The sequence below is a fragment of the Phycicoccus sp. Root101 genome, from assembly GCF_001426245.1.
Classification (GTDB): domain Bacteria; phylum Actinomycetota; class Actinomycetes; order Actinomycetales; family Dermatophilaceae; genus Pedococcus.
This window is the reverse complement of sequence record NZ_LMCM01000001.1, coordinates 393,853-415,805: the sequence shown is the minus strand read 5'-3', so window position 1 is coordinate 415,805 and position 21,953 is coordinate 393,853. Positions and strand designations below refer to the sequence as shown.

Genomic DNA, 21,953 nt, shown 5'->3' with positions numbered 1-21,953 from the left:
TGCTCAGAAGATGCGGACGCGCTGGTCCGGCGCGAGCCACATGCCGTCGCCCTCGCGGACGTCGAACGCCTCGTGGAACTCGTCGTAGTTGCGCACGGCGTTGGCCCGGATCTCCATGGGGGAGTGCGGGTCGATGGCGAGCAGCCGCTTGGCCTCCTCGGTCCGCGCCTTGCCCGACCACACCTGCGCCCAGCCGACGAAGAACCGCTGCGGCCCGGTGAGGCCGTCGAGCTCGGCGACCTGCTCGCCCTCGGTGGCGATGCGGTAGGCGGAGTAGCCGATCGCGAGGCCGCCGAGGTCGCCGATGTTCTCGCCGACGGTGAGTGCGCCGTTGACCTTGTCGTCCGGTGCCGCGAGGGGGGACAGCTCGCTGAACTGGGCGATGAGGGCCTGGGTCCGCTCGTCGAAGCGGGCGCGGTCCTCCTCGGTCCACCAGTCGCGCAGCGCGCCCCGGGCGTCGTACCGCGAGCCCTGGTCGTCGAAGCCGTGGCCGATCTCGTGACCGATGACCGCACCGATGCCGCCGTAGTTGACGGCGTCGTCGGCGTCCAGGTCGAAGAACGGCGGCTGGAGGATGCCGGCCGGGAACACGATCTCGTTGAGCATCGGGTGGTAGTAGGCGTTGACCGTCTGCGGGAGCATCATCCACTCGTCGCGGTCGATCGGGCCGCCCAGCTTGGCCAGCTCCCGCTCGAACTCGAACTCGTTGGCCCGGCGGACGTTCGCCACGAGGTCGTCGTCGATCTCGAGGGCCGAGTAGTCGCGCCACACGTCGGGGTAGCCGACCTTGGGGGTGAACGACTCCAGCTTCTCGAGCGCCTGGGTCCGCGTCTCCGGTCCCATCCAGTCGAGCCCGTCGAAGGAGCGCCGGAACGCCTCGACGAGGTTGCCGACGAGGGTGAGCATCCGGTCCTTGGCCTCCGGCGGGAAGTGCTCCGCGGCATACAGCTGGCCCACGGCCTCGCCGATGGCTCCCTCGACGAGGGAGACGCCACGCTTCCAGCGCTCGCGGTTCTCGGGCAGCCCGCTGATGACGCGTCCGGAGAAGTCGAACTCGGCGTCGACGAACTCGCGGCTGAGCAGCGGGGCGGCCGAGCTGACGAGGTGGAAGGACAGCCACGCCTTCCAGTCGTCGATCCCGATCTCGTCCAGCGCCACCGACAGGCCGTCGAGGAAGCTGGGCTGGCCCACCACGACGTTCTCGAACGCGCCCTGGGCGTCGAGCCCGCGGATGTAGTCCGACCACATCACCTCGGGCCCGAGGTCCTCGAGGTCGTAGCGGCCGTACGGGTTGTAGCTCTTCACCGCGTCGCGGGTGGCGACGTTGTCCCAGTGGTGGCCGGCGAGGGTCGTCTCGAGGGCCACCACGCGCGCGGCGGGTGAGTCGGGGTCGGTGGCGCCCCCGCCGATGCCCACCAGGTCGAGCATGCGGGCGACGTGCGGGAGGTATGCCGCGAGGACGGCTGCGTGCCGCTCCTCGCGGTAGTAGGACTCGTCGGGGAGGCCGAGGCCGCCCTGGGAGAGGTACAGGGTGTACTCGTCGGGGTTCTTGGCGTCGGGGGCGACGTAGAAGCCGAGCACGCCGGGGACGCCCTGGCGCTGCAGGCGGCCCATCGTGCGGAAGAGCTCGTCGGTGCCGGTCACCGTGGCGATGTCGGCGAGGTCGGCGTCGATGGGCGTGTGCCCCAGCGACTCGACCTTCTCCTCGTCCATGAAGGAGCGGTAGAGGTCGCCGACCTTGCGGGTGGGCGAACCGGCTTCGGCGCTGGTGTCGGCCGCCGCGCGGTCGATCAGGCGGCGGACCCGCTCGTCGGACTGCTCGCGCAGCATGTCGAAGGTGCCATAGCGGCCGCGGTCGCCGGGGATCTCGGTCTCCCGCACCCACGTGCCGTTGGCGTAGCCGAACAGGTCGTCCTGGGGCCGGACCGCGTCGTCGCGGTGCCCGGGGAGGATGCCTGACCTCATGTGCGTCTCCTTCGCTGCCTGCTGTGCCGTGGGTGGGCGTGCCCACGCTCGGGGCCCACCTCGGCCAACCCTGCCACGCGCGGGGTCCACGAGCCCAACCCGGGGACGACCGCCGAGGCGGAGGATCACGGGAGGTGTGGAAGTATGCGGTGACCGCCAGTACAGCTTCAGGAGGATCTGTCGTGACTTCTGCCCCCGAGCAGACCCCAACCGGATCGTCCATCGACGGGTCTCCCGGGTTGCGCCGCCGAGTGCTGCTCAAGCTCTCGGGCGAGGTGTTCGGTGGCGGCAAGGTCGGCCTGGCCCCCGATGTCGTCCGTGGGATCGCCCGCCAGATCGCCGAGTCCGTGCGTGGGGGGATCGAGGTCGCCGTGGTCATCGGCGGCGGCAACTTCTTCCGCGGCGCCGAGCTGCAGCAGCAGGGCATGGACCGCACCCGGGCCGACTACATGGGCATGCTCGGCACGGTGATGAACTGCCTCGCGCTGCAGGACTTCCTCGAGAAGGAGGGCATCGAGACGCGCGTGCAGACCGCGATCACGATGGGTCAGGTCGCGGAGCCGTACATCCCGCGCCGCGCGATCCGGCACCTCGAGAAGGGCCGCGTGGTCATCTTCGGCGCCGGCGCCGGCATGCCGTTCTTCTCCACCGACACCGTCTCGGCCCAGCGTGCGCTCGAGATCAAGTGCGACGCCGTGCTCATGAGCAAGAACGGGGTCGACGGGGTCTACGACTCCGACCCCCGCACCAACTCCTCCGCCACCAAGTACGACGAGATCACCTACACCGAGGCCATGCAGCGCGGGCTGCGGGTCGTGGACACGGCAGCGTTCAGCCTCTGCATGGACAACAAGCTGCCCATGGTCGTCTTCGGCATGGAGGGCGAGGGCAACGTCGTCAAGGCGCTGCGCGGTGAGAGGATCGGGACGCTGGTCATCCCTGGGTGAGTCGGCCCACCACCGCGACCTGCCCGACCCACGACTGACCACACACCACCGGCGGCCCCCACCGGGACCGCCCGAGAAGGAGCCGGAACATGATTGAAGAGACTCTCCTCGAGGCCGAGGAGAAGATGGACAAGGCCGTCGAGGTCGCCAAGGACGACTTCGCCGGCATCCGCACCGGCCGCGCGACCCCGGGCATGTTCAACAAGCTCATGGTCAGCTACTACGGGGCCCCGACCCCCCTGCAGCAGCTCGCCTCCTTCCAGACGCCAGAGGCGCGCACCATCCTCATCTCCCCGTTCGACAAGTCGGCGATGAGCGAGATCGAGAAGACCCTGCGCGACTCCGACCTCGGCGTGAACCCCAGCAACGACGGCAACGTCATCCGCTGCGTGCTCCCGATGCTCACCGAGGAGCGCCGCAAGGACTACATCAAGCTCGCCCGCACCAAGGGCGAGGACGCCAAGGTGTCGATCCGCAACATCCGCCGCAAGGCCAAGGACGAGATCGACAAGCTCGTCAAGGACGGCGACATCGGCGAGGACGACGGCGCCCGCGGCGAGAAGGAGCTCGACGCCACGACGAAGAAGTACGTCGACAGCGTGGACGAGCTGCTCAAGGGCAAGGAGGCCGAGCTCCTCGAGGTGTGAGGCGCCCGCCGACCACCACCCGAGGACGTTCGCTCACGTCCGACATGTCCGCTCCCTCCTCCCGCAGTGCGCGCCGTCAACGCCGTGACGTCCCGGACGACGCGGACTCCGGCGCGCCCGTGACCAAGCCGTCGCGCGCGGGCCGCGACCTCCCCGCGGCCATCGCGGTGGGGGTCGGGCTCGGCATCCTCATCGTCGGCTCGTTGCTCCTGCTCAAGGAGCTGATGCTCGTCATCGTGGTCGCGGCGGTCGCCGTGGGCGTCTGGGAGCTGCGCCGCGCCCTGCTGCAGGTCTCCATCGCCGTCCCACTGGTGCCCAGCGTCGTCGGCAGCGTGAGCATGATCCTTTCCGCCTACATCGGCGGTGGCGAGGCGCTGGTCCTCACCCTCGGCCTCACCTGCGTCGGGATCCTGCTCTGGCGCATCGCCGACGGGGTGCTCGACGCCGTCCGCGACCTCGCCGGAGGCTTCTTCGTCGCGGTGTACCCCTCGTTCCTCGCCGGGTTCGCGGCCCTGATGCTGCGGCCGGACGACGGGTCGCGCCGGGTCGTCGCCTTCATCCTCGTCACGGTGCTCAGCGACGTGGGTGGCTATGTCTTCGGCGTGATCTTCGGCAAGCACCCGATGGCTCCGTCGGTCAGCCCCAAGAAGTCGTGGGAGGGCTTCGCCGGTTCGGTCATCACGTGCGTCGCCGGCGGGGCGATCACCGTGGTCCTGCTCCTCGACGGCCCTGCCTGGGGTGGCGCGCTGCTGGGTGCCTGCGTGGCCGTGGCGGCGACCGTCGGCGACCTCACCGAGTCGACCGTGAAGCGCGACCTCGGCGTCAAGGACATGAGCAACATCCTCCCCGGGCACGGCGGCATCATGGACCGCCTCGACTCGCTCGTGCTGGTCGCTCCGGTCGCGTGGGCGCTGCTCGCCTGGCTCGTCCCCGTCTGAGGCCCGGTCAGGCTGCGTCTCGTCGGTCCAGGCCTCGTCGGCTCGGGCCTCGTCGGCTCGGGTCTCGTGGGCTCAGGCCTCGTCGCCGCGGGTCATCCCGAGCAGCACCTCGAGCTCGGGGCCGGGCGTGACCGACAGCCGCCGGTCCGCGGTCATCGTGGAGACCTGACGCACCCGGCCCTCCTGCCACCAGAAGACGCTCGGGCTCACCGGGCCGCTGCCCTCCAGGAACCCCGCGGCGGCGAACTGCGGCATCACCATCAGCGCGTCCAGGGCGGCCTGCGGCTCGTCGACGACGTGGAACGCGAGCTGGTGACGGAACGGGATCGCGAACAGGACGCCCTTGTCCGACAAGGGCTGCGCGGCATACCGCTGCACCACGTCCGGCAGGAGCAGGGCCAGGCTGGCCGTGTAGACGCTGTCGCCGAGCAGGCACCAGAACGTCGAGTCGCCATGGGTGACCGCCTCGAGCTGGAAAGTCTCGGTGTCGAGCTGGGCCCGCAGGTTGGCCAGCCCGCGGTCGAACCACGGTCCCAGCGGCCTGAACTCCTCGAACGCGGCCGGCGGCAGGACCTGGACCGTCTCCGGGGTGTCGACGACGACCACCTCCCGCACCCCCGGGGCCCACTCCAGCCCGCGGTCGACCCAGTCCGGGGTCTGGCGCAGGCCGTCCTCCTCCATCAGCCGGCTGACGACGTGCGCCTCGAGGTATGCCGCGGTGAGGGGCTCGTCGTCGGCGCCGGCCATGACCGTGGTGAAGTGCGCGCGGACGGTGGCCGGCCACTGGTCGTGAGGGGTGCCGGCGCACCCGGCACCGAGGTTCCACAGGCCCCACTGGCGGCCGTCGTCGGTCGTCACGTGGTCCGCGAGCACGGTGACCTCGAAACCCATCTCCGCGAGCGTCTCGCGGACCGTGGACCGGAAGGTGGCGGCATCGGACTCCTCGAACATCGTCAGGGCGTCGTCGACCCGCCGTGGGCCGCTGTGGCCGCCCGAACCCGGGCGCGACGGCTCGTCCGGGCCCGGCGAACCCTTCCTGCGTGAGAACAGCCCCACGGCGCAGTTCCTCCCCTGGTCGGTGCGCCCCACCCTAGGCCGGTGCCCCGACGATTGGGCAGTTCCGGTGGGTGGCTGCGAAACTGGGGGAGCCATGACGACCTCCCTCCCCGAGCCCACCGCGCAGCGCCCCGCCCCCGGAGCCCTGACGTTCACCGCGCCGCGACGGGGCAAGCCCCCGCGCCACCTCGCCGACCTGTCGCCGGCCGAGCGCAAGGAAGCGGTGGAGGCGCTGGGGCACAAGGGATTCCGTGCCAAGCAGCTGTCGACGCACTACTTCGAGCGCCTCGTCGGTTCGCCTGAGGAGATGACCGACCTGCCCAAGGGGGTCCGCGACCAGCTCGTGGCCGACTTGCTCCCCACACTCCTGACGCCGCACGTCCAGCGCACCGCCGACGACGGCATGACCATCAAGTCGGCCTGGAAGCTGCACGACGGGGCCATCGTGGAGTCCGTCCTCATGCGGTACCCCAGGCGCGTCACCATCTGCATCTCCAGCCAGGCCGGCTGCGGCATGAACTGTCCGTTCTGCGCCACCGGACAGGCGGGTCTGACCCGCAACATGTCGGCCGGTGAGATCGTCGAGCAGGTCGTGCAGGCGGCCCGGATGCTGCGCAGCGGGGAGCTCGCCGCGTCGGTCACCACCGAGGGGGCGGTCGACGCCGCCGAGCTCGGCGACGAGGACGGCGCCCCGGAGGTGAGCGGCCCGACCCGCATCTCCAACGTCGTGTTCATGGGCATGGGTGAGGCGCTGGCCAACTACAAGGCCGCGATCGGCGCCATCCGCCGGATGACCGACCCGGCGCCCGACGGCCTCGGCATGTCGGCCCGCGGCATCACCATGTCGACGGTCGGTCTCGTGCCGGCCATCGACAAGCTCGCGGCCGAGGGCATCCCGGTGACGCTCGCCCTGTCGCTGCACGCCCCCGACGACGAGCTGCGCAACGAGCTCGTGCCGATCAACACGCGCTGGAGCGTCGACGAGGCGCTCGACGCCGCCTACCGCTACTACGAGGCAACCGGGCGCCGGGTCAGCATCGAGTACGCCCTGATCAAGGACATCAACGACCACGCCTGGCGGGCCGACCTGCTCGGGAAGAAGCTCAACGCCCGCGGTCGCGGCTGGGTGCACGTCAACCCGATCCCGCTGAACCCGACTCCCGGCTCGAAGTGGACGGCCTCCCGCCCCGGTGTCGAGCAGCAGTTCGTCGAACGGCTGCGGGCGCACGGCATCCCGACGACGATCCGCGACACCCGTGGCCAGGACATCGACGGGGCCTGCGGCCAGCTCGCCGCCTCGACCGCCTGAGGCCGAACCACCTCCCGGAACGCCGGCGCTGCCTACACTCATGAGGTGATGCACCGCCACCCCGCCCGTCGCGCCCTCACCGGGTGCGCCATGGCCGCGGTCGCAGCCCTCGTGCTCACGGCCTGCGCCAGCCGAGGGACGACAGCCGGGTCCGCAGCGACCGCGGCACCGCCGGCCACGACGACACCGGCAGCCACTGCCACGACGACGTCGGGGCACGCGGCCCACGGCGCGACCACGACCAAGCCGGTCGCGCCGCTGCGCACCGGCGAACGGTTCGTCACGCTGCGGATGCCGGCGGCATACACACCGAAGGCGCCGGCCGCCCCGGGGACGGACGACTACCGCTGCTTCCTGCTCGACCCGCACCTCACCGCGAAGTCCGTGGTCACGGGGATCAACGTCCTGCCGGGCAACCCGGACGTCGTCCACCACGTCATCCTGTTCCGGATCCCGCCGGACAAGGTGGCGGTGGCCCAGGCGAAGGACGCGGCGGAGCCCGGGCAGGGCTGGACCTGCTTCGGTGGCACCGGCGTCGAGAGCCAGGGCAGCACCCTCGACGACGCACCGTGGCTGGGGGCGTGGGCACCCGGCGGCGGCGAGAGCCTGCTGGCCAAGGACCTGGGCATGCCCCTGGCACCGGGGACCCGCATCGTCATGCAGGTCCACTACAACCTGCTCGCGGGTGACTCCCCGGACACCTCGGCAGCCCGGCTGCGGGTCGCGGCCGACGACGGCACCCGCAAGACCCTCGAGACCGTCCTGCTCCCGGGCCCGGTCGAGCTGCCGTGCCGCCCCGGACACACCGGACCCCTGTGTGCGCGTCAGGCTGCCGTGGCCGACGTGCAGCAGCGGTTCGGCGCCGCGGCCGGCTCGACCGCGAACCTCCTGCACTTGCTGTGCGGGCCGATCAAGGCCACGCCCACGCAGTCGTGCACCCGCCCGGTGACCCAGCCGGGCACCATACGAGCGGTCGCGGGGCACATGCACCTGCTGGGGCGCAGCATCTCCGTCGTGGTGAACCAGGGCAAGAAGGGTGAGCGCACCATCCTCGACCTGCCCATCTGGGACTTCGACAACCAGGGGAGCAAGCCGGTGACGCCCGCGGTCAGGGTGAAGCCCGGCGACACCCTCACGGTCACCTGCCGGCACGACCAGGGCCTGCGCGACCAGCTGCCCGCGCTCGCCGGCGTGCCCGAGCGGTACGTCGTGTGGGGCGAGGGGACGACCGACGAGATGTGCCTGGGGATCGTGCTGCTGACCCGCCCCTAGGCTGTCCGGGTGCACCAGTCCATGCCGGCGTCCGCCGAGAGCGGCCGCGAGTTCGTCCTCACCGTCTCCTGCCCCGACCGCCGTGGCATCGTCCACGCCGTCTCGGGGGTCATGCTCGACCTGGCGATGACCATCCTCGACAGCCAGCAGTTCGCGGACGCCACCTCGGGGGAGTTCCACCTGCGCATGCACCTCGTGCGCGAGGGGGCGGCCCTGCCGGTGGCCGAGGTCGACGCCGGACTGGCGCCCGTGGCGGCGGAGTTCGCGATGGAGTATGCCGTGCACGACCTGTCCCAGCGGCGGCGCGTCCTCGTCATGGTCAGCCAGCAGGGACACTGCCTCAACGACCTGTTGTTCCGGGTCGAGAGCGGGTCGCTGCCCGTCGAGGTCCCGGCCATCGTGTCCAACCACGAGGACTTCCGGGGTCTCGCGGAATGGCACGGGGTGCCGTTCCACCACGTCCCGGTGACCCGTGACACCAAGCCCGCCGCGGAGCAGCAGCTGCGTGACCTCATCGCCGAGCACCGGGCCGACACCATCGTCCTGGCGCGGTACATGCAGATCCTGTCCGCCGACCTCTGCGCCGACCTGCCGGGGCGGATCATCAACATCCACCACTCGCTGCTGCCCAGCTTCAAGGGTGCCAAGCCGTACACCCAGGCGCACGACCGCGGCGTCAAGGTCATCGGGGCGACGGCGCACTACGTGACGGCCGACCTCGACGAGGGGCCGATCATCGAGCAGGACTTCCGCCGGGTCGACCACCGGATGAGCCCGGCGCAGCTGGCCTCCGTGGGGCAGGAGCTCGAGGCCATGGCCCTGGCGCGAGCCGTCCGCTGGCACGCCGAGCACCGCGTCGTCCTGCGCGGCCGCCGCACCATCGTCTTCGACTGACCCAGGTAGCCAGCCAGTCGGCCGCGCGTCGGCCCCGCGGCTCGCGGCTGGGCTCTCGACGCCCACCGGGACACGTGCAAAGCGGGTGTCGTTCCGCAAGGCACCGACAAATAAGTCCCGGGTCGCCGAACGACACCCGCTTTGCGTGCGGCGCGGGGGGCGGGGGTGTCGGGGGCCGGGGTGTCGGGCCGGGTGGCCGGGTGGAGAGTGGGGACGTCAGCGGGGCTGGATGAGGTCCCAGCGGTTGCCGTAGAGGTCCTCGAAGACCGCGACGTCGCCGTACTCCTCGTGGCGGGGCTCCTCGAGGAAGCGCACCCCGGCCGCGACCATCCGCGCGTGGTCGGCGGCGAAGTCGTCGGTGCCGAGGAAGTGCATGACCCGTCCGCCCCCGGGGTCCCCGACGCGGGCGACCTGCTCGGGGGTGCTGGCGCGAGCGAGCAGGACCTGGGTACCGTCCGAGCCGGCCGGACGGATGACGACCCAGCGCGTGCCGTCGCCCCGGTCGGTGTCCTCGACGAGCTCGAACCCGACTGCGCCGCAGTAGAACTCGAGGGCCTCGTCGTAGTCGCGGACGAGCAGGGTGACGAGGTTCAGGCGCTGGCTCATGGTGCCATCCTGCCGTCCGCGGCTCGCTGCAGCGCACGCAGGTACCCCAGCGCCGCAACTCTCTGCAGCTGCCAGCTCACGGGTCCACCCAGCCGGGCCAGGAGCGTCGCCGCCCGGGCGTAGGCGCGGATCACGGCATACACCTCGTCGCCGCGGCGCTCGACGAGGAAGCCCTCCTCGCCGCTCTCGATGTGGCCGCGCAGCGTGCCGTACCCGAACCCCGTGCGTTCCGGTCCTTCCACGGTCCACACGACCCGGCACGGAACAGGCAGCACCACGAGGTGGCTGAGGATCTCGACGCCCTCGGCAGCGCGGGGTGCCGTCGCCACCGGACGCAGACCGATCCCGCGCTGCGGCGCCCACCGCATGAGCGCATCCGCCGCCCGGGCGTATGCCGCGTCGCCGGCTCCCAGCCGGCGCTCCACCTCGAGGTGGTGGAAACCCTGCGGCATCGGCCCGTCGAGGGTCAGCCCGCGCGGTTCGTAGGTGAGGGGCAGGTGGGCGAGGTCGGTCAGCTTCATGGTCGGCTCTCGATCCGGGTCGGGCGCGCGAGGGCGCAGAGGGCACACAGGGCGAAGCCGACGGCGTTCGCCAGTCCGTGGGTCCAGGCCATCCACTCGATGGGCAGGTGCGGCACGGCGTCGACGACGTGGCCCAGGGCCCAGTCGAGGGCGAGCAGCATCGTCAGGACGAGGGTGACGGCACTGACCCCGAGGAGCAGCCGGGTGCGCGAGTCCCTGGTCCCGGCCCGTCCCCGGGTCCACAGGGTCCAGCCCACCAGCCACATGCCGGCGGTGAGGATCACCGCCCCCAGCAGCTCGACCTCGTCGTTGACGAAGTAGCCGAGCAGCACGACGAGGGTGCCGGACGGCACGGACCAGGCCGCCGCCGTCGTCACCGGGCTCGGATGGGTGGTCGCCACGAGGTGGGCGACCAGGGCGGCGGCGAACCCCGCGAAGTGGAAGTGCGGCACGGTGAGGGCGAGGATCTTCAGGCTGAACCCGAACACCTCGGTCGACGCGCGCTCGCTCACCAGGGCGAACGCCGCGATCGCCGGGCACACCAGTGCCGTGACGGCCGCGGCATCTGCGCCGCGGAGGGTCCTGCGGGACAAGCAGTTCCACCCGTGGCGGACGCCGAGCAACGCCAGCAGCAACGTGCCGACGCCGTACCAGCCGGCCAGCGTCGTGGAGAGGACGCCGCGGGGGAGCCAGAGGGCGACGACGCCGGGCACGGCGAAGACGGGGTAGGCACGGGCCAGCGCGAGGGTGCCGGCCACGGGCAGCAGCCGGAGCCCCAACGGGACGATCACGAGCATGCCGAGCGTGACGACGAGGTTGACGACCACGGTCACCGGACAGCCTCCCGCCCCGGTGAGGAGGCGATGACGGCGACCGCCTCGTCCACGGTGTCCACGAGGTGCAGGGCGTCGCCGAGGGCCCGCCCCTGCCCGAGGGCACGCACGGCTGCCCAGATCGGGACGGTGTCCGTCCAGTACTCCTGACCGACGAGCACGACCGGCGGGAGGGCGAGGGTCTCGTCGTCGGCGGCGTAGTACGACGGGGTCAGCGCCTGGAACACCTCCTGCACCGTCCCTGCCGCGCCCTCGAGCACCACCACCCCGGCGGTGGCGCGCGAGAGGAGGCCGTCCTCACGGATGGCGTTCGAGAAGTACTTGCCGATGCCGTCGCAGAACACGTTCGGTGGTTCGTGGCCGTAGAACCACGTGGGGATGCCGAGGCTGCGGGCGCCGGTGTCGTCGGCCCGCACGTCCGTGCGCAGCTCCTGGCGCACCTCGAGCGCGAGCGACGCCCAGGCACCGATGTCGGGTCGGAACGAGGGGACGGCCGCGAGCCGCCGGAGGGCACTCTCCAGGGCCTGCTCGTCGTCGGCGAACGCACCGAGGTTGGCCGCCTCCATCGCACCCGGTCCTCCGCCGGTGGCCACGATGACCCCCAGCCGCGCGAGGCGGTGGCCGGCCAGCGCTGCCTCGGCGTATGCCGTGCGGCCGCGGTCGAGCGCGTGGCCGCCCATCACCCCCACGAGCGGGCGACAGTCCACGAACTCGTCGAGGGCGTCGCTGATGGAGTCGTCGTGGATGGCGCGCAGCAGCGTGGCGAAGGCGTCGTGGTGCCTGCTGCCGTCACGCGCCCACCGGTACGCGCGGGAGTCCGGGGTGGCGTCGTAGCCGTGCTCGGACAGGCCGGCATACAGCTCGGCGGGTGAGTAGAGGGTGGCCCGGTAGGGGTCCACCGGAGCGTGCGGGTCGGTGGGGAAGACGAGCGCACGGTGGGCGCGCAGGTGCGCGTCGAGCTCTGGGGACAGTCGACCCCCGAGGACGACGAGGCCGGTGAGGTCGGTGCGCCCCAGGAGCTGCGCCTCGTGGCCCGTGAGGTCGAGGTCCTGCAGCCGGACCCCGGTGAGCGGCTTGCCGGAGGCGAGCAGGGCCTCGAGCGCGGGGAGCGACTCCACCTCGCGCCGGACCATGCTGCGACTCTAGACGGCCGGTCGCTGTCTAGAGTCGCGGCATGGGCGAGCTGTTCTCGACGCGCGTCGCGGGTGAGGCCTGGCGGGGCGAGGCGACCCGCTGGGTCGAGGAGGAGCTGCGGCGCGTCGGTCGCCGCGTCACGGGCCCGCTCGAGCAGCCGAGGATCCGGCCGTGGTCGACCCAGCTCGTGGTGCCGACGGACCGGGGCAGGGTGTGGTTCAAGGCCAACTGTGCCTCCGCCGCCTTCGAACCCGCCGTGCACGCTGCCCTGGCCCGGCTGGAGCCGACCGAGGTCGAGGCACCGCTGGCCGTGGACGCCGGCCGCGGCTGGATGATCACCGCGGACCGGGGGGCCACGCTCGGGGACAGCCGCGACGCGACGCTGGAGGACTGGCAGGGGCTCCTGACGGCAGCCGCGACGGTGCAGCGCCGGACGGCAGCCCACCGTGACGAGCTGGTCGGCGCCGGCCTGCCCGACTGTTCCCCGCCCACGGTCCCCGCGCGGTACCTGTGGCTGGTCGACGAGCTCGCCGCCCTCCCGGACGGCCACCCCTCCCACCTGACGGCCGAGGAGGCGGGCTCCCTGCGCTCGCGGATCGGTGACGTCGAGGCCGCTGTCGCCGCCCTGGTCGCAGGCCCCCTGCCGTCCAGCCTCGAGCACGGGGACCTGCACCCGCGGAACGTCTTCGTCGTCGACGGGGCGTTGCGGTTCTTCGACTTCGGCGACGCCCAGTGGGCCCATGTGCTCGAGGTGCTCGCCGTTCCCCACGGCTACTCGACCCGCGTCACGCACCACCCGTGGGACGCCCTCCTCGACGCGTACGCGCGAGTGTGGGCGGACGTGCTGGACCGCGACTCCCTCGAGTCGCTGATGGGCCCGGCGATGGTCACCCACGCCGTGAACCGGTCGTTCACCTGGCTGGGAGCGATTCGTGGTGCCCAGCCGGACGAGCTCGCCGAGTGGGGCGACTCACCCCTGTACTACCTGCGCCTCACCCACGAGCCCTTCCCGCCGCAGGAGCCGGAGCAGGGCCCCTGACGTCGACAGCGAGGAGTCAGACGTTGCCGAGGACCCGGTCCACGGCGACCTCGATCACCACGCGCTCGGGGTTCTCGCGGGGCACGCGGTAGCGGGCGGCATACCGCTGCTCGGCGTCCGCCACGGACTCGCGGTCGGTGCGGACGCGGGCCGGTCCCTCGAAGGACAGCCAGTGCCGCCCGTCCACCTGGCACAGGACCGCCCGGCTGCCGGCCGCGGCGTTGCGCGCCTTGCGGCTCGCCCCGCTGGTGATGACCCGGGCCACGAGGGCCTCGGGGTCCCAGGTGAACCCGACGGGGACGACGTGCGGGCTGCCGTCGGGGCGCAGCGTGGTCAGGGTCGCCAGGTGGCGGACGGTGACGAACTCGAGGGCGGCGGCGGACAGCTCTGCGGGGGGCGTGGACACCCTCGAAGTCTGCCAGCGACCCGCCGCCGGCGCCGGGGCGTGCCGGTTCAATGGCCGGTGAGGGCCTCGAGGAGCCGCCCGATCCGGGCGGGGCGTCCCGTGCGCGCCTCCTCGCGGTCGGCGGCGTGGGCCAGGCGCAGCCCGGCGTTGATCCCGACCCACCGAGCGGGTTCCGGTTCCCAGCGCCGGCTGCGGTGCCCGACCCACGGGAGGTCGGTGATGGCCGTATGGCGCCCCAGCACCAGGTCGGCGAGGGTGCGGCCCGCAAGGTTGCTGGCGGCGACGCCGTCACCGACGTAACCACCGGCCCAGCCGAGCCCGGTGGCAGGGTCGTGGCCGACGGAGGGGTGCCAGTCACGGGCGATCCCGAGGGGGCCGCCCCACGCGTGGGTGAACTCGACCTGCCGGATCTGCGGGAGGAGGTCGCGAAGGGTGGCGCGCAGGTCGGCGAAAACCGTTGCCTCGTGGTCGAACTCGGGCCTGACCCGTGACCCGAAGTGGTACGGCGCGCCCCGGCCACCGAAGGCGAGCCGGTCGTCGTCGGTGCGCTGGCCGTAGATGATGACGTGGCGGTGGTCGGCGAAGGTCTCGCGCTGCGCCAACCCGATCTGCTCCCACAGCTGCGCCGGCAACGGCTCGGTGGCGACCATGAGCGAGTAGACGGGCGCGACCGTGCGACGGTGCCCCGCCAGGACGGGGGTGAAGCCCTCCGTGGCCCGGATGACGTGCCGCGCGCGCACGGTGCGGCCGTCGTCGAGCCGGGCCAGCCCGGGCTCGATGGCCTCGACGCGCACACCCTCGTGGATCCGGGCTCCCTGCCCGCGGACCGTGGCAGCCAGTCCGTCGACGAGCCGCCGCGGGTGCACCCGCGCGCAGCTCGGGTTGTACGTCGCACCGAGGACGCCCTCGGCCGCGAGCCGCTCGGTCGCCTCCGCCGCGTCGAGCCACCGGGTGCCGGTGCCCCACGAGGCCGAGTGCGCGACCTCGGCGCGGGCGCGGACCACCTGGGCTTCGGAACGGGCGAGACCGAGGGTGCCGCCCTTGCGGAATCCGCAGTCGATCCCCGCAGATTCCGCGGCGGTGCCGACCTCGTCGACGGTGTGCCGCAGCTCGGCCAGCATCGCCTCCGCCGCCGCCCGGCCCGAGCGTCGCGCGAGTGTGTCGGGTCCGACCGGCCACAGGGCGGAGACCCACCCGCCGTTGCGCCCGCTGGCCCCGAACCCGGCGTGCCGGGCCTCGAGCAGGACGATGTCGAGCGAGGGCTGCGCCAGCAGCAGGTAGTGCGCCGTCCAGAGCCCGGTGAAGCCGGCACCGACGATGACGACGTCGGCTCGGGCGGGCAGGGGAGCGGGGGACGAGGAGCTTCCGGGCAGGGACGGCGAGGAGGGCTCGTGCGCCGACGACGCGGCACTCGAGCCCTCCCGCCGTGCTGCCTCGGACCAGAGTGGCTGGGTCACGAGGGCGGCCGGGTCAGAGGTGCTTCTCGGCGTCCTTGAGGACCGACCGGAGGCGGCTCTCGATGTCGTCGAATTCGGTCTGCCCGATGATCAACGGCGGCGCGAGCTGGATGACCGGGTCCCCGCGGTCGTCGGCGCGGCAGTAGATGCCGGCGTCGAACAGGGCCTTGGAGAGGTAGCCACGCAGCAGCCGCTCGGACTCCGCGTCGTTGAACGTCTCGCGGGTCTCCTTGTCCTTGACGAGCTCGATGCCGTAGAAGTACCCGGCTCCGCGGACGTCGCCGACGATCGGCAGGTCGAGCAGCTTCTCGAGGGTCGCCCGGAACTTCGGGGCGTTCTCCTTGACGTGGTCGTTGAGGCCCTCGCGGTCGAAGATGTCGAGGTTGGCCATCGCCACCGCCGAGCTCACCGGGTGGCCACCGAAGGTGTAGCCGTGCGGGAAGCTCGTCGTGCCCTTCTTGAACGGCTCGAAGAGGCGCTCGCTGGCGATCATCGCGCCGATGGGGGAGTACCCGGAGGTCATGCCCTTGGCGCAGGTGATGATGTCGGGGACGTAGTTGAAGTCGTCGCAGGCGAACATCGACCCGATGCGGCCGAACGAGCAGATGACCTCGTCGGAGACCAGGAGCACGTCGTACTCGTCGCAGATCTCGCGGACGCGCTCGAAGTACCCGGGCGGGGGCGGGAAGCACCCGCCGGAGTTCTGCACCGGCTCGAGGAAGACGGCGGCGACGGTGTCGGGGCCCTCGAACTCGATGGCTTCGGCGATGCGGTCGGCGGCCCAGCGGCCGAACGCCTTCTCGTCGTCACGCAGGTGCTCAGGCGCGCGGTAGTGGTTGGTGTTGGGGACCTTGAACGCGCCCGGGACGAGCGGCTCGAACATCTCCTTGGCGGCCGGGATCCCCGTGATCGAGAGGGCGCCCTGCGGGGTGCCGTGGTAGGCCACCGACCGGCTGATCACCTTGTGCTTGGTGGGCTTGCCGGTGAGCTTGAAGTACTGCTTGGCCAGCTTCCACGCGGTCTCGACGGCTTCGCCACCACCGGTGGTGAAGAAGACGCGGTTGAGGTCGCCCGGTGCGCCTGCGGCGAGGCGCTCGGCGAGCTCGATGGCCTTGGGGTGGGCGTAGGACCACAGCGGGAAGAAGGCGAGCTCCTTGGCCTGCCGGGCCGCCGCGTCGGCGAGCTCCTGGCGACCGTGCCCGACCTGCACGACGAACAGGCCCGCGAGCCCGTCGATGTACTCCTTGCCGTGGTCGTCCCAGATCTTGTGGCCCTCGCCGCGCACGATGACGGGGACCTTGCCGCCCTCCTCGTACGTCGAGTGGCGGGTGAAGTGCATCCACAGGTGGTCCCGGGCAGCGTCCGCGTATGCGGTGCCGGCCGGCGTCGTGGACGTGGAATCGATGCTCATCGGGTACCCCAGTTGTAGTGCTGCTTGTTGAGTTTCAGGTAGACGAAGGTCTCGGTCGACTGGACCCCGTGGAGGGTCCGGATCCGCTTGGTGAGGAGCTCGAGCAGCTCCGTGTCGTCCTCGCAGACGACCTCCGCGAGGATGTCGAAGGACCCTGCCGTGGTGACGACGTAGTCGACCTCAGCCATGGCCGACAACGCGTCACCGACAGGCGTCAGGTCCCCGTCGACGCGGATGCCGATCATCGCCTGGCGTCGGAACCCCACCTGCAGCGGGTCGGTGACGGCGACGATCTGCATGACCTCCTGGTCGAGGAGGCGCTGCACCCGCTGGCGCACCGCCGCCTCCGACAGCCCGACGCGCTTGGCGATCGTGGCGTAGGACTGCCGCCCGTCCTCCTGCAGCTGCTCGATGATCGCCTTCGACACGTCGTCGAGGCGCACGTCGGTGCCGTTGCTGGGAGTGCGGGTCACGCGGCCATGGTGTCGCTGGATCTCGTTTGGCGCAAGTCCCCTCGCGACGGAATCGGTTGCTGATTTGTTAAATCGGTGTTGATTTCCGCATCCAAGTGTCGAGAACCTATTGAAATCCGTGGTGCTGGGGCTACAGTGCCAACCACCGGAATCCGTACCCGAGCTCCCTGGGAGAGTCAGTGACCGCCACGACCGCCGGCCCCGCCACCACCGGCACCACGGCCTCGCCGCGCGTGCTGCGCAACTTCGTCGGCGGCGAGTACGTCGACGCCACCACCGACGCGACGGCCGACATCGTCAGCCCCGTGACGGCCCAGGTCGTCGCGACCGCCCCGGTGTCCACGGCCCAGGACGTCGACGCGGCCTACGCCTCGGCCAGCCGCGCCTTCGAGGAGTGGGGGCAAACCACCCCCGGCGAACGCCAGGCCGCCCTGCTCCGGTTCGCGGACGCGATCGAGCGCAGGGCCGACGAGTTCGTCCGCCTCGAGTCCGAGAACACCGGCAAGCCGCACGCCCTCACCGCGAGTGAGGAGATGCCGCCGATGGTGGACCAGATCCGCTTCTTCGCCGGGGCGGCCCGCGTGCTCGAGGGGCGCTCCGCCGGGGAGTACATGCGGGGCCACACGAGCTGGATCCGGCGCGAGCCGATCGGCGTCGTCGGCCAGGTCACCCCGTGGAACTACCCGATGATGATGGCCACCTGGAAGATCGCCCCGGCCCTCGCGGCGGGCAACACCGTCGTGCTCAAGCCGTCGGACACGACGCCCGAGACGACGCTGCTCATGGCGGAGATCGCCTCCGAGTTCCTGCCGGCCGGCACCTTCAACGTCGTCACCGGCGACCGCGAGACGGGCCGCGCGGTGGTCGAGCACCGGACGCCGGCGCTCGTGGCCATCACCGGCTCCGTTCGTGCCGGGATGCAGGTCGCCGAGAGCGCTGCGCGCGACCTCAAGCGCGTCCACCTCGAGCTCGGCGGCAAGGCGCCCGTCATCGTCTTCGACGACGCCGACATCGAGGCCGCCGTCGAGGGCATCGCCACCGCGGGCTACTTCAACGCGGGGCAGGACTGTACCGCCGCGACCCGCGTGCTCGCCGCGCCGCACATCCACGACGACTTCGTGGCGGCACTGGCCGAGTACGCCAGGAGCTCGGTCAAGGTCGGCCTGCCCGAGGACGAGGATGCCCTCCTCGGCCCGGTGAACAACCGCAACCAGCTCGAGCGCGTGCAGGGCTTCCTGTCACGGCTGCCCGACCACGCCAGCGTCGCGGCCGGTGGGCACCGGATGGACGCGCTCGGCGACGGGTTCTTCCTCGAGCCGACGGTGCTGTCCGGGCTGCGCCAGGACGACGAGGCGATCCAGGACGAGATCTTCGGCCCGGTCATCACGGTGCAGCGGTTCACCGACGAGCAGGAGGCCATCCGCTGGGCCAACGGCGTCGACTACGGCCTCGCCTCCAGCGTCTGGACCAAGGACTTCGGCCGCGCCATGCGCGTCTCGAAGGCGCTGGACTTCGGCTGCGTCTGGATCAACACCCACATTCCTGTCGTCGCGGAGATGCCGCACGGCGGTTTCAAGAAGTCCGGCTACGGCAAGGACCTGTCCATGTACGGCTTCGAGGACTACACGCGCATCAAGCACGTGATGGCCAACATCGACAGCTGACCCCCGTCCCACCCGGCAGCCGTCCTCGGGCGGCAGCCGGCCGAACCCCTAGCGAGTGCCGATGAAACCCCTGCGACCTCCCGCAGACCCCGTCGCCCGTGGCCTGGTCCGCGCCGCGATGTCCTCCACCCGAGATCGCTCCTTCTCCAGAAGGGGACTCCTCGGGGCCTCCCTCATGGGTGGTGCTGCGGCAGCGCTGTCGGCCTGTGCACCCCCGACGCCTCCGGCAGCCGGCGCCGTCGCCGTGCAGCTGCCGACCGACGTGTCGGCCACCGACAAGGTCCTCAAGTGGGCGAACTGGACCGCCTACCTCGACTACGACGAGGACACCAAGAAGTACCCGACGCTCGAGGCCTTCATCAAGAAGACCGGGATCCAGGTCACCTACAGCGAGGACGTCGACGACAACGACTCCTACTTCAACAAGATCGCGCCGCAGCTGCGGGCCAAGCAGGACATCGACCGCGACATCTTCGTGTTCACCGACTGGATGGCCAACCGCGTCATCCGCGACGGGCTGGTGCAGCCGCTCGAGCTGATCCGCATGCCGCATGCGGCCAACCTGCTCGACTCGCTCAAGGACGTCTCGTTCGACCCGGGTCGCCAGAAGTCCCTGACCTGGCAGAGCGGGTTCGCCGGGATCGGCTACGACAAGTCCAAGGTCGGCCGCGAGCTCAAGTCGCTCGACGACCTGTGGCAGGACGACCTCAAGGGAAAGATCGTCGTCCTCAGCGAGTTCCGCGACACCCTGGGGCTGGTCATGCTCCAACAGGGCGTCGACATCTCCAAGGGCTTCGGCAAGGCGCAGTTCGAGGCGGCCGTCGCGGAGATCGACAAGCGCATCAGCGACGGCTACATCCGCCGCGTCAAGGGCAACAGCTACCTCGAGGACCTCAAGAGCGGCAACGCCATCGCGGGCATCGTCTGGAGCGGTGACCTGTTCGTGCTGCGGGCCGAGACCGAGAACGACAACTGGCAGTTCGTCATCCCCGAGTCGGGCGGCACGCTCTGGAGCGACAACATGATGATCCCGATCACGTCGCGGCACCGGAAGAGCGCCATGGCGCTGATGGACTACTACTACCAGCCCGAGGTCGCGGCCCAGGTCGCCGCCTACGTCAACTACGTCTGCCCCGTCGAGGGTGCACAGGCGGAGATGGAGAAGATCGACCCCGAGCTGGCCAAGAGCCCGTTCATCTTCCCGAGCGAGTCCTACATCAAGGACAACAACGTCAAGGGGTTCCGGGCGCTCTCCCCACAGGAGGACGCCGACTACAGCAGCATCTGGGCAAAGGTGGTCGGTAACTGATGGCACTCTTCTCCTCTGGCGGAGCCGGTTTCCGCGCGGCCAAGGGCGACCTCAACCTCGAGTCGGTCACCAAGCAGTTCGCCAACTTCACCGCCGTCGACGACCTCAGCCTCACGGTTCCCCGCGGCTCGTTCTTCGCCCTCCTCGGCCCGTCGGGCTGCGGCAAGACGACGACGCTGCGCATGGTGGCCGGGCTCGAGCAGCCGACGCGCGGACGCATCCTCATCGGCGACACCGACCTCACCGGCTCCCGGCCGTACGAGCGCCCGGTCAACACCGTGTTCCAGAGCTACGCGCTCTTCCCGCACCTCACGATCCGGGACAACGTCTCCTTCGGTCCCCGGCGCCGGGGTGACTCCGACGCGGGCAAGGCCGCGGAGGACGCCCTCGAGCTCGTGCAGATGTCGAGCTTCGCCACCCGCAAGCCGGCCCAGCTCTCCGGCGGCCAGCAGCAGCGTGTCGCCCTGGCCCGCGCGCTGGTCAACCGCCCGGAGGTGCTGCTGCTCGACGAGCCCCTCGGCGCCCTCGACCTCAAGCTGCGCCGGCAGATGCAGGTGGAGCTCAAGCGGATCCAGACCGAGGTCGGCCTCACCTTCATCCACGTGACCCACGACCAGGAGGAGGCCATGACCATGGCCGACACCGTGGCCGTGATGAACGCCGGGCGGATCGAGCAGATGGGCCACCCGGAGGAGCTCTACGACCTGCCGCGCACGTCCTTCGTGGCCAACTTCGTCGGCCAGTCCAACCTGGGTGTCGGCGACGTCACCGGCACCGACGGCGACAACCTCGTCGTCGAGGTGGCGGGCACGACGGTCCGCATCCCGAAGGCGCGCTCCGCCGTCCACAGCGGGCGGATCACCTTCGGCGTCCGTCCCGAGAAGGTGCGCATCAGCAGCGACCAGCCCACCGGTGCCGGCAACGACGTGAAGGCCCAGGTCGTCGACGTCTCCTTCACGGGGGTGGCCACGCAGTTCCTCGTGACCGTCCCCAGCGGCAGCACGTGGGCCGTGTACGAGCAGAACCTCGACGTCCAGCGCAACACCCTGCGCCCGGGCGACCCGGTGTGGCTCGAGTGGGACTCCGGGCACGCGTTCGGGGTCGAGGTGGACGAGGCCGCGGCCGCCGAAGCCCAGGTCGCGTCGTGAGCGCCCTCGCCCACGTGGGCGGGGGGACACCGGGGGCACCCGACGACGGTCCGCCGCAGGAGCGCGGCGGACGCTCGTGGGCGCCATACCTGCTGCTCATCCCGGGCACGATCTGGCTGTTGGTGTTCTTCGTGTTCCCGCTCCTGCAGCTGTTCACGGTCTCCCTCCAGAGCGGCTTCCCGGGCTTCCCCGGCTACTACTACCGGGACGTGAACTTCGGGAACTACCTCGACGCGATCACCGAGTTCGCGCCGCACTTCGGGCGGTCCCTGCTGTATGCCGGGCTGGCCACCTTCTTCGCGTTCGTCCTCGCCTACCCCCTCGCGTACGCCATGGCGTTCAAGGCGGGGAAGTGGCGCAACGTCATGATGATCTGCGTCATCGCGCCGTTCTTCACGTCCTTCATCCTGCGGACCATCGCCTGGCGGCAGATCCTCGCCGACAACGGTCCGGTGGCGGAGACGCTGAAGTTCCTCCACCTGCTCCCCGGCGGACGCATCACCGAGACGTGGGTCGCGGTCGTGGCCGGCCTGACCTACAACTTCCTGCCGTTCATGGTGCTGCCGATCTACGCCTCCCTCGAGCGCGCCGACCCCAAGGTCATCGAGGCGGGTGGCGACCTGTACGCCAACGGGCTCACCACGTTCCGCAAGGTCACGCTCCCGATGAGCCTGCCCGGTGTCATCGCCGGCACGCTGCTCACGTTCATCCCGGCAGCCGGTGACTACGTCAACGCCGAGCTGCTCGGGTCCGACCGCAGCACCAAGATGGTCGGCAACGTCATCGAGAGCCAGTTCTTCCGGGTCCTCGGTGGCTTCCCGACGGCGGCCGCGCTCAGCTTCACCCTCATGGCGATCATCCTCGCGATGGTGTTCGTCTACATCCGCAAGTTCGGCACGGAGGAGCTCCTGTGACCGCCACCGC

The 21,953-nt window shown here is 71.1% G+C and carries 21 protein-coding genes; 11 read left to right on the top strand and 10 right to left on the bottom strand.

Annotation, left to right across the window (positions count from 1 at the left end; translation table 11 throughout):
- Nucleotides 1–3: 3 nt before the first annotated feature.
- Nucleotides 4–1,965, bottom strand: a complete 1,962-nt coding sequence (locus ASC58_RS01865; RefSeq protein WP_056918194.1) for a M13 family metallopeptidase — start codon at nt 1,963–1,965, stop codon at nt 4–6.
- Nucleotides 1,966–2,186: 221 nt separating this feature from the next.
- Between ASC58_RS01865 and pyrH the strand changes: the two genes are divergently transcribed.
- From pyrH to ASC58_RS01850, 3 genes are all read left to right on the top strand, one after another.
- Nucleotides 2,187–2,912, top strand: a complete 726-nt coding sequence (pyrH, locus tag ASC58_RS01860; RefSeq protein ID WP_056918445.1) for a UMP kinase — start codon at nt 2,187–2,189, stop codon at nt 2,910–2,912.
- An 89-nt stretch (nt 2,913–3,001) separates the two neighbouring features.
- Nucleotides 3,002–3,559 (top strand): ribosome recycling factor, encoded by a 558-nt coding sequence (gene frr / locus ASC58_RS01855; RefSeq protein WP_056915120.1) that lies wholly within the window; start codon nt 3,002–3,004, stop codon nt 3,557–3,559.
- A 44-nt stretch (nt 3,560–3,603) separates the two neighbouring features.
- Nucleotides 3,604–4,497, top strand: coding sequence for a phosphatidate cytidylyltransferase (locus tag ASC58_RS01850; protein WP_082552919.1), 894 nt, complete (start codon nt 3,604–3,606; stop codon nt 4,495–4,497).
- A 72-nt stretch (nt 4,498–4,569) separates the two neighbouring features.
- On the opposite strand, the gene ASC58_RS01845 is transcribed toward ASC58_RS01850, so the two are convergent.
- Nucleotides 4,570–5,553, bottom strand: coding sequence for a hypothetical protein (locus ASC58_RS01845; protein WP_056918193.1), 984 nt, complete (start codon nt 5,551–5,553; stop codon nt 4,570–4,572).
- Nucleotides 5,554–5,647: 94 nt separating this feature from the next.
- On the opposite strand from ASC58_RS01845, the gene rlmN reads away from it, so the two are divergent.
- From rlmN to purU, 3 genes are read left to right on the top strand one after another with little or no spacing between them, the layout of a single operon-like run.
- A complete protein-coding gene (gene rlmN, locus ASC58_RS01840) occupies nt 5,648–6,862 on the top strand; it encodes a 23S rRNA (adenine(2503)-C(2))-methyltransferase RlmN (RefSeq protein ID WP_056915118.1) in 1,215 nt (404 codons plus the stop codon).
- Between the two features lie 48 nt (nt 6,863–6,910).
- Complete coding sequence (locus tag ASC58_RS01835) at nt 6,911–8,134, top strand: hypothetical protein (protein WP_056918192.1); 1,224 nt, start codon at nt 6,911–6,913, stop codon at nt 8,132–8,134.
- 21 nt (nt 8,135–8,155) lie between these two features.
- Nucleotides 8,156–9,028 carry a formyltetrahydrofolate deformylase gene (purU, locus tag ASC58_RS01830; protein WP_056918444.1) on the top strand — a complete coding sequence of 291 codons (873 nt, stop codon included), beginning with the start codon at nt 8,156–8,158 and terminating at the stop codon, nt 9,026–9,028.
- A gap of 216 nt (nt 9,029–9,244) precedes the next feature.
- Here purU and ASC58_RS01825 read toward each other — a convergent pair whose 3' ends face one another.
- The 4 genes from ASC58_RS01825 to ASC58_RS01810 are packed head-to-tail and all read right to left on the bottom strand — an operon-like array spanning nt 9,245 to nt 12,121.
- Nucleotides 9,245–9,634, bottom strand: a complete 390-nt coding sequence (locus ASC58_RS01825; protein WP_056915116.1) for a VOC family protein — start codon at nt 9,632–9,634, stop codon at nt 9,245–9,247.
- Nucleotides 9,631–10,155 carry a DUF1990 family protein gene (locus ASC58_RS01820; RefSeq protein WP_056918191.1) on the bottom strand — a complete coding sequence of 175 codons (525 nt, stop codon included), beginning with the start codon at nt 10,153–10,155 and terminating at the stop codon, nt 9,631–9,633. Before ASC58_RS01820 ends, ASC58_RS01825 begins: the two co-directional genes overlap by 4 nt.
- Nucleotides 10,152–10,988: a YndJ family protein gene (locus ASC58_RS01815; protein WP_056918190.1), complete on the bottom strand. Its 837-nt coding sequence runs from the start codon at nt 10,986–10,988 to the stop codon at nt 10,152–10,154. The genes ASC58_RS01820 and ASC58_RS01815 overlap by 4 nt, the downstream gene beginning before the upstream one ends.
- Nucleotides 10,985–12,121: an LOG family protein gene (locus ASC58_RS01810; RefSeq protein WP_056915113.1), complete on the bottom strand. Its 1,137-nt coding sequence runs from the start codon at nt 12,119–12,121 to the stop codon at nt 10,985–10,987. The genes ASC58_RS01815 and ASC58_RS01810 overlap by 4 nt, the downstream gene beginning before the upstream one ends.
- A 41-nt stretch (nt 12,122–12,162) precedes the next feature.
- Between ASC58_RS01810 and ASC58_RS01805 the strand changes: the two genes are divergently transcribed.
- Nucleotides 12,163–13,161, top strand: coding sequence for a phosphotransferase (locus tag ASC58_RS01805; protein WP_056915112.1), 999 nt, complete (start codon nt 12,163–12,165; stop codon nt 13,159–13,161).
- A gap of 16 nt (nt 13,162–13,177) precedes the next feature.
- Here ASC58_RS01805 and ASC58_RS01800 read toward each other — a convergent pair whose 3' ends face one another.
- The 4 genes from ASC58_RS01800 to ASC58_RS01785 are packed head-to-tail and all read right to left on the bottom strand — an operon-like array spanning nt 13,178 to nt 16,908.
- Nucleotides 13,178–13,567, bottom strand: coding sequence for a pyridoxamine 5'-phosphate oxidase family protein (locus ASC58_RS01800; RefSeq protein ID WP_056915111.1), 390 nt, complete (start codon nt 13,565–13,567; stop codon nt 13,178–13,180).
- Nucleotides 13,568–13,614: 47 nt separating this feature from the next.
- Nucleotides 13,615–15,024, bottom strand: a complete 1,410-nt coding sequence (locus tag ASC58_RS01795; RefSeq protein ID WP_082552839.1) for an FAD-binding oxidoreductase — start codon at nt 15,022–15,024, stop codon at nt 13,615–13,617.
- A 13-nt stretch (nt 15,025–15,037) separates the two neighbouring features.
- A complete protein-coding gene (locus tag ASC58_RS01790; RefSeq protein ID WP_056915110.1) occupies nt 15,038–16,435 on the bottom strand; it encodes an aspartate aminotransferase family protein in 1,398 nt (465 codons plus the stop codon).
- Nucleotides 16,432–16,908 carry an Lrp/AsnC family transcriptional regulator gene (locus ASC58_RS01785; protein WP_200947704.1) on the bottom strand — a complete coding sequence of 159 codons (477 nt, stop codon included), beginning with the start codon at nt 16,906–16,908 and terminating at the stop codon, nt 16,432–16,434. Before ASC58_RS01785 ends, ASC58_RS01790 begins: the two co-directional genes overlap by 4 nt.
- Before the next feature lie 179 nt (nt 16,909–17,087).
- On the opposite strand from ASC58_RS01785, the gene ASC58_RS01780 reads away from it, so the two are divergent.
- From ASC58_RS01780 to ASC58_RS01765, 4 genes are all read left to right on the top strand, one after another.
- Nucleotides 17,088–18,572, top strand: a complete 1,485-nt coding sequence (locus ASC58_RS01780; protein ID WP_056918189.1) for a gamma-aminobutyraldehyde dehydrogenase — start codon at nt 17,088–17,090, stop codon at nt 18,570–18,572.
- A 61-nt stretch (nt 18,573–18,633) separates the two neighbouring features.
- On the top strand, nt 18,634–19,881 hold the full coding sequence (locus ASC58_RS01775) for a PotD/PotF family extracellular solute-binding protein (protein ID WP_056915107.1): 1,248 nt from the start codon (nt 18,634–18,636) through the stop codon (nt 19,879–19,881).
- Entirely contained in the window at nt 19,881–21,029 is a 1,149-nt protein-coding gene (locus ASC58_RS01770; RefSeq protein WP_056915106.1) for an ABC transporter ATP-binding protein, read from the top strand. The genes ASC58_RS01775 and ASC58_RS01770 overlap by 1 nt, the downstream gene beginning before the upstream one ends.
- Complete coding sequence (locus ASC58_RS01765; protein ID WP_082552838.1) at nt 21,026–21,943, top strand: ABC transporter permease; 918 nt, start codon at nt 21,026–21,028, stop codon at nt 21,941–21,943. Before ASC58_RS01770 ends, ASC58_RS01765 begins: the two co-directional genes overlap by 4 nt.
- Nucleotides 21,944–21,953 lie beyond the last annotated feature (10 nt).

Coding starts and splice junctions, on each gene's coding strand:
- ASC58_RS01865 (WP_056918194.1), bottom strand. CDS start 1,965: ATGAGGTCAGGCATCCTCCCCGGGCACCGCGACGACGCGGTCCGGCCC.
- frr (WP_056915120.1), top strand. CDS start 3,002: ATGATTGAAGAGACTCTCCTCGAGGCCGAGGAGAAGATGGACAAGGCC.
- ASC58_RS01850 (WP_082552919.1), top strand. CDS start 3,604: ATGTCCGCTCCCTCCTCCCGCAGTGCGCGCCGTCAACGCCGTGACGTC.
- rlmN (WP_056915118.1), top strand. CDS start 5,648: ATGACGACCTCCCTCCCCGAGCCCACCGCGCAGCGCCCCGCCCCCGGA.
- ASC58_RS01835 (WP_056918192.1), top strand. CDS start 6,911: ATGCACCGCCACCCCGCCCGTCGCGCCCTCACCGGGTGCGCCATGGCC.
- purU (WP_056918444.1), top strand. CDS start 8,156: ATGCCGGCGTCCGCCGAGAGCGGCCGCGAGTTCGTCCTCACCGTCTCC.
- ASC58_RS01825 (WP_056915116.1), bottom strand. CDS start 9,634: ATGAGCCAGCGCCTGAACCTCGTCACCCTGCTCGTCCGCGACTACGAC.
- ASC58_RS01820 (WP_056918191.1), bottom strand. CDS start 10,155: ATGAAGCTGACCGACCTCGCCCACCTGCCCCTCACCTACGAACCGCGC.
- ASC58_RS01810 (WP_056915113.1), bottom strand. CDS start 12,121: ATGGTCCGGCGCGAGGTGGAGTCGCTCCCCGCGCTCGAGGCCCTGCTC.
- ASC58_RS01805 (WP_056915112.1), top strand. CDS start 12,163: ATGGGCGAGCTGTTCTCGACGCGCGTCGCGGGTGAGGCCTGGCGGGGC.
- ASC58_RS01790 (WP_056915110.1), bottom strand. CDS start 16,435: ATGAGCATCGATTCCACGTCCACGACGCCGGCCGGCACCGCATACGCG.
- ASC58_RS01775 (WP_056915107.1), top strand. CDS start 18,634: ATGAAACCCCTGCGACCTCCCGCAGACCCCGTCGCCCGTGGCCTGGTC.
- ASC58_RS01770 (WP_056915106.1), top strand. CDS start 19,881: ATGGCACTCTTCTCCTCTGGCGGAGCCGGTTTCCGCGCGGCCAAGGGC.